The following is a 6,165-nucleotide window of genomic DNA, read 5'->3' as shown; positions in this document are numbered from 1 at the left end:
CGCCGCGCCCGGCCGGCCCGCCGGCGCCGACACCCGCTTCCCGGCGACCAGTCGGGCCCCCGGCCCCGCGGCCAGCAGCGCCGCCGCCTCCGCCACACTCGGCGTGCCCACCGCGGCCCGGACCGCGGCGGACGGCCCCGGGACCCGCACCGCCGCCAGCTCCGCCGCCGGGAACGACCACAGCGGCACCCCGAACTCCCGCGCCGCGCCCAGCAGACCGGGCTCGGCCGCCTTGGCCGCCACGGTCGCCAACCCGGCCAGCGCACCGGGCCCCCGGCCCACCCCCGCCAGCGCGGCCCGGATCAACTCCCGCACCTCCGCCGCCGGCACGCCCCGGCGCGCCCCCACGCCCGCGACGAGCCCGCCGCCCGCGTCCGTCACGCGGGCCCGGCCGCCGACCCGGGCACCGCGCCCCGCGCCGCCCCGGCCACCAGCCGCCCGGCCAGCGCCGGTTCCGCCGCCCAGTGCAGATGCAGATACGAGGCGTGCACCCCGCCGGAGACGAAGCCCTCCACACCGCGCCGGGGGTGCGTCACGCCCCACGCCGGGGAGGCGCCGGCGCCCGGCTCCAGCACCGTCCGGTGGAACTCGTGGCCCCGCACCCGGGTCCCGGCCGCGGCCAGCGCGTTGTCGCCCAGCGCCACCGCCTCCCGGTAGCCGAGGGTCAGCCGCTCGGTCATCCGGCCGTCGGCGGGCAGCACCCCGCACATCGGCCGCCCGTCGAGCGAACGGGAGAGGTAGAGCAGCCCGGCGCACTCGGCGGCGACCGGCGCGCCCGCCGCGGCCAGTCCGGCCACCGCGGCCCGCAGCGGCGCGTTCGCCGACAACTCCGGCGCGTACACCTCGGGGAAGCCGCCGCCGATCACCAACCCCCGGGTACCGGACGGCAGTTGTTCGTCCCGCAGCGGATCGAACGGCACCACCTCGGCGCCCGCCGCGGCCAGCAGCTCGGTGTGCTCGGCGTACGAGAAGGTGAACGCGGGCCCGCCGGCCACCGCCACCACCGGCCGCCCGGACCCCGCGGCGGGCGGGGCCGCCGGCGCACCCGCCGCGGCCACCGCCTCCGCCGGGTCCCACGGCCGGTCCGGCAGCTCCGGCACCGTGCGCGCCAGCGCCAGTAGCGCCTGGAGATCACAGCCCGCGCGCACCCGCGCGGCCAGCGCCCGCACCGACTCCAGCGCCTCCGTGCGCCGCTCGGCCACCGGCACCAGCCCCAGGTGCCGGGACGGCGTACGGGCCTGCTCGGTACGGCGCAGCGCCCCGAGCACCGGCACCCCCGAGGAGCCCATGGCGTCCCGCAGCAGCTCCTCGTGCCGGTCCGAACCGACCTTGTTGAGGATCACCCCGGCCAGCCGCACCTCCGGGTCCCACGACGCGAAGCCGTGCACCAGCGCGGCCACCGACCGGGACTGCGAGGAGGCGTCCACCACCAGCACCACCGGCGCCCGCAGCACCTTGGCGACCTGCGCGGTCGACGACAGTTCGCCCATGCCGGACGCCCCGTCGAACAGCCCCATCACGCCCTCGACCACCGCCAGATCCGCACCGGCCGCCCCGTGCAGGAACAGCGGCGCGATCTGCTGCGGCCCGCACAGGAAGGCGTCCAGATTGCGGCCGGGCCGGCCGGTGGCCAGCGCGTGGTACCCCGGGTCGATGTAGTCGGGCCCCACCTTGTGCGGCGACACCGCGAGCCCCGCCTCGGCGAAGGCCGCCATCAGACCGGTGGCCACCGTCGTCTTCCCGGCGCCCGAGGACGGCGCGGCGATCACCAGCCGGGGTACGGCGCCACCGCTCACGACGTGCTCACCATTCGATGCCCCGCTGGCCCTTCTGGCCTGTGTCCATCGGGTGCTTGACCTTCGTCATGTCCGTCACCAGGTCCGCGAAGTCCAGCAGCGGCGCGGGCGCGTCCCGCCCGGTGATGACGACATGCTGCGTGCCGGGCCGGTCCCGCAGCACCGCCACCACCTCGTCGGCGTCCACCCAGCCCCACTTCAGCGGGTAGGCGAACTCGTCCAGCACCAGCAGCTTGTAGGTCTCCGCGGCCAGATCCCGCTTGACCTGCTCCCAGCCCTCGCGGGCCGCCTCCTCGTTGCTGAACTGCGAGTCGCGCTGCACCCAGGACCAGCCCTCGCCCATCTTGTGCCAGTCGACGGTGCCGCCCTCCCCGGTGGCGCCCAGCACCTTCAGCGCCCGCTCCTCGCCGACCTTCCACTTCGCCGACTTCACGAACTGGAACACCCCCACCGGCCAGCCCTGGTTCCAGGCCCGGAGCGCCAGCCCGAAGGCGGCGGTGGACTTGCCCTTGCCCTGGCCCGTGTGGACCAGGACCAGCGGGCGGTTGCGGCGCTGGCGGGTGGTGAGCCCGTCGTCCGGTACGACGGACGGCTGTCCCTGCGGCATTACGCGGCCTTCCTGTTGTGACGATCCAGCCTGTGGTGACGATCCTGCTGTGCCCCGTCCCGGCCGGCGCTGCCGCCGCGGACGGGCTTGCCCTGCACGGTCCGTACGAGCGCGGAGACGCTGTCCGCGCGCAGCTCGTCGAGGGTGACGGCGGTGCCGCCGAGCTCCCGGGCCAGCTCCCCGGCCAGCCCCAGCCGCACCGGCCCCGTCTCGCAGTCCACCACCACCGACGCGGTGCCCCCGGCAGCCAGCAGCCGCGCGGCCCGGTGCGCCCGCCCCACCGGTTCCGGCCCACCGGTGGCCCGGCCGTCCGTGACGACCACCAGCAGCGGCCGCCGCGACGGGTCCCGCATCCGCTCCACCCGCAGCACCTCATGGGCCCGCAGCAGCCCCTCCGACAGCGGCGTCCGGCCGCCGGTCGGCAGCTGCTCCAGCCGCGCCGCGCCCGCCTCGACCGACGACGTCGGCGGCAGCGCCAGCTCGGCACCGGCACCCCGGAAGGTGACCATCCCGATCTTGTCCCGCCGCTGGTACGCGTCGAGCAGCAGCGACAGCACCGCCCCCTTGACCGCGCTCATCCGCTTCCGCGCCGCCATCGACCCGGAGGCGTCCACCACGAACAGCACGAGGTTGCCCTCGCGCCCCTCGCGCACCGCCTCCCGCAGATCGTCCCGGCGCAGCACCAGCCCCGGGCCGCGCCGCCCGCGGGCCCACTGGTGCGGCGCCGCGGCCTGCACGGTCGCCGCCAAGTGCAGTGTGCCCAGCGCGCCTTGGGGCCGCCGGGCCCCGGTCGTCCGGCCGTACGCGGTCCGCGCCCGGGACCGCCGCCCGTCCGCGCCCTCGCCCAGCCCCGGCACGTCCAGCCGCCGGGTCCGGAACGGCTCGGTGGCGCCCACCGCGGCCTGCTCCGGGCCCGGCCCGGACGCCGCTGGCTCGCCCGCCGGCTCCCGCCCGGACTCCTCCGGCCGCGCCGGGCGCTCCGGCTCCTGCTGCCGCGGCACGTCCGGGCGCGGCGCGTCGCCGGGCTGCTCCCGGGGCCCGCCGTCCTGCGGCGGCAGCCCACCGGGCCCGCCGTCGGGACCGCCGTCCGGACCGTCGGGACCGCCGTCCGGGCCCTCCGGCTCCGGATCGTCGTCGCCCTCCGGGTCCTGCCCGCCGGACTCCTCCAGCACCTGGTCGAGCTTGTCCTCGTCGAGCCCCGGCGCGTCGAAGGGATTGCGCCGGCGCCGGTGCGGCAGCGCCAGCAGCGCCGCCTGCCGGACGTCCTCCGGGAGTACCTCGGTCCGCCCGGCCCAGGCCGCCAGCGCGGTCGCCGTGCGGGCCATCACGATGTCCGCCCGCATGCCGTCCACCTCGAACGCCGCACAGGTCGCCGCGATCTGCCGCAGCGCCGAGTCGCCCAGCGTCACCGTCGGCAGCAACTCCCGGGCCCGCGCGATCCGTTCGCGCAGCTCCTGCTCCTCGGTCGCCCAGCGTGCCGCGAAGCCCGCCGGGTCGTCGTCGTACGCCAGCCGGCGGCGGACCACCGCCACCCGCTGCTCCGGGTCCCGGGACGCCGCGACCTCCACGGTCAGCCCGAAGCGGTCCAGCAACTGCGGCCGCAGCTCGCCCTCTTCGGGGTTCATCGTCCCGACGAGCAGGAAGCGGGCCGCGTGCCGCACGGAGACGCCCTCGCGCTCCACGTAGGAGGCGCCCATGGCGGCGGCGTCCAGGAGGACGTCGACCAGGTGATCATGCAAGAGGTTGACTTCGTCCACGTAGAGGATGCCCCGGTGGGCGGCCGCGAGCAGCCCCGGCTCGAACGCCTTCACCCCCTCGGCGAGCGCCCGCTCGATGTCGAGCGCGCCGACGAGACGGTCCTCCGAGGCGCCCACCGGCAGTTCGACCATGCGGGCCGGCCGGGACTCGGCGGAGCCGGCTTCGTGCCGGCCGTCCGGGCACTGCGGGTCGGGGGAGCGCGGATCGCAGCTGAAGCGACAGCCCGCCACCACCGGCACCTCGGGCATGAGATCCGCCAAGGCGCGCACGGCGGTGCTCTTCGCGGTGCCCTTCTCGCCACGGACCAGGACTCCGCCGACCGCCGGGCTGACGGCGTTCAGCAGCAGCGCCAGCTGCAGGTCGTCCATACCGACGACGGCGGTGAACGGATACCGGGTGCTCATGTGGTGATCACTCCCTCGAGTGGCTTGCGTCCGTTGCCGGTCGAACTGTGTGCGCCGTGCGGCAGGTTGGCGTTGCCGGTCCTCACGGCGCCCCCGGAGGAACGAACGGCAGCCCCTCCGGCACCCCCTCCTCGATCAGCCGCAGCAGCGCCTTGGTGTCCGCGTGCTCCTCGATCAGATCGCCCAGCCGGTCCAGCTGCTCCTCGCGCAGCGCGCCGAAGCGGGTGTCCGGCGCCGGGACGAAACGGCGGCCGGCCGCCCGGGCCACCTCCCGCAGGAACGCCCGCCGGAAGCCGTCGCTCTCCAGCGAGCCGTGCCAGTGTGTGCCCCACACGGACCCGGCCCGGCAGCCGTCCAAGAAACCTTCCCCACCTGCCACTTCGGCGACCCCGTGGTGGATCTCGTACCCCTCCACCGGCTCGCCGAGCGCCTCGCCGACCGGCCGGGCGAGGGTCTTCTCCACCGCGAACCGCACCCGTAGGGGCAGCAAACCCAGCCCGTCCACCGTGCCCGCCCGCGACTCGACGTCGTCCTCGATCCGTTCGCCGAGCATCTGGTAGCCGCCGCAGATGCCGAGCACCGGACGGCCCTGCGCGGCCCGCCGGACCACCGCGTCCGCCAGCCCGCGCTCGCGCAGCCAGGCCAGCGCGCGGACCGTGCCGCGGGTCCCCGGCAGCACCACCAGATCCGCGTCGGCCAGCTCCTCCGGCCGGTCCACGAACCGCACCACCACGCCCGGTTCGGCCGCCAGCGCATCCACGTCGGTGAAGTTGGACATCAGCGGCACCGCGCAGACCGCGACGCGCAGGATGTCCTCGCCCGCGGGCGGGGCCACCACGGACTCGCGGACCGCGCCGCGCAGGGACACCCTCAGGCCGTCCTCCTCGTCGATGCCGAGCCCGTGCGCGTACGGCAGCACGCCGAAGGTCCGCCGCCCGGTGAGCCCGCGCAGCATCTCCAACCCGGGTTCCAGCAGCGTCACATCGCCGCGGAACTTGTTGACGAGGTAGCCGGCGACCAGCGCCTGATCCTCCGGCGACAGCAGCGCCGTGGTGCCGAAGAACGACGCGAAGACCCCGCCGCGGTCGATGTCGCCGACCACCACGACCGGGATCCGCGCCGCCCGGGCGATGCCCATGTTGACGATGTCGGTGCGCCGCAGGTTGATCTCGGCCGGGCTGCCGGCGCCCTCGCAGATCACCGCGTCGTGGGTGCGGCGGAGTTCGGCGAGGCAGTCGGTCACCGTGCCCAGCAACTGCTCCTGCCGACCCGAGTGGTAGCCGCGCGCACTCAGCTCGCCCACCGGCTTCCCCAGCAGCACCACCTGGCTGCTGCGGTCGCTGCCCGGCTTGAGCAGCACCGGGTTCATCAGGGCCGTCGGCTCGATCCGCGCCGCGGCCGCCTGCATCGCCTGCGCCCGGCCGATCTCCGCGCCCTCCCGGGTCACGAACGAGTTCAGCGACATGTTCTGCGCCTTGAAGGGCGCCACCGAGACGCCCTGCCGGACCAGCCAGCGGCAGATGCCGGCGGTCACCACGCTCTTGCCCGCGTCGGACGTCGTCCCGGCCACCAGCAGCCCGCCGCCCACGGCTGCCCCGGC

General features: G+C 76.3%; 5 protein-coding genes. All 5 read right to left on the bottom strand.

Annotated elements, in window-relative coordinates; all coding sequences use genetic code 11:
- Positions 1-381 (bottom strand): cobalamin biosynthesis protein (locus B073_RS0127245; RefSeq protein ID WP_018541257.1); only part of this gene is annotated, 381 nt, incomplete at its 3' end.
- Positions 378-1,796: a cobyrinate a,c-diamide synthase gene (locus B073_RS0127240; RefSeq protein ID WP_018541256.1), complete on the bottom strand. Its 1,419-nt coding sequence runs from the start codon at positions 1,794-1,796 to the stop codon at positions 378-380. The genes B073_RS0127240 and B073_RS0127245, both read right to left, overlap by 4 nt.
- A 7-nt stretch (positions 1,797-1,803) precedes the next feature.
- Positions 1,804-2,403 carry a cob(I)yrinic acid a,c-diamide adenosyltransferase gene (cobO, locus tag B073_RS0127235; RefSeq protein ID WP_018541255.1) on the bottom strand — a complete coding sequence of 200 codons (600 nt, stop codon included), beginning with the start codon at positions 2,401-2,403 and terminating at the stop codon, positions 1,804-1,806.
- On the bottom strand, positions 2,403-4,565 hold the full coding sequence (locus B073_RS41260; RefSeq protein ID WP_018541254.1) for a putative cobaltochelatase: 2,163 nt from the start codon (positions 4,563-4,565) through the stop codon (positions 2,403-2,405). The genes cobO and B073_RS41260 overlap by 1 nt, the downstream gene beginning before the upstream one ends.
- Before the next feature lie 82 nt (positions 4,566-4,647).
- Positions 4,648-6,153 (bottom strand): cobyric acid synthase, encoded by a 1,506-nt coding sequence (locus B073_RS0127225; RefSeq protein WP_199788204.1) that lies wholly within the window; start codon positions 6,151-6,153, stop codon positions 4,648-4,650.
- Positions 6,154-6,165: the final 12 nt, after the last annotated feature.

The organism is Streptomyces sp. MspMP-M5, assembly GCF_000373585.1.
In the GTDB taxonomy this organism is placed as follows: Bacteria; Actinomycetota; Actinomycetes; order Streptomycetales; family Streptomycetaceae; genus Streptomyces.
Note: the sequence above shows the minus strand (reverse complement) of the source record. Positions and strands in the feature narration are given on the sequence as shown.

Excerpts from the sequence above, each read along its gene's own strand:
- B073_RS41260 (WP_018541254.1), bottom strand. The coding sequence starts at position 4,565 with ATGAGCACCCGGTATCCGTTCACCGCCGTCGTCGGTATGGACGACCTG.
- cobO (WP_018541255.1), bottom strand. The coding sequence starts at position 2,403 with ATGCCGCAGGGACAGCCGTCCGTCGTACCGGACGACGGGCTCACCACC.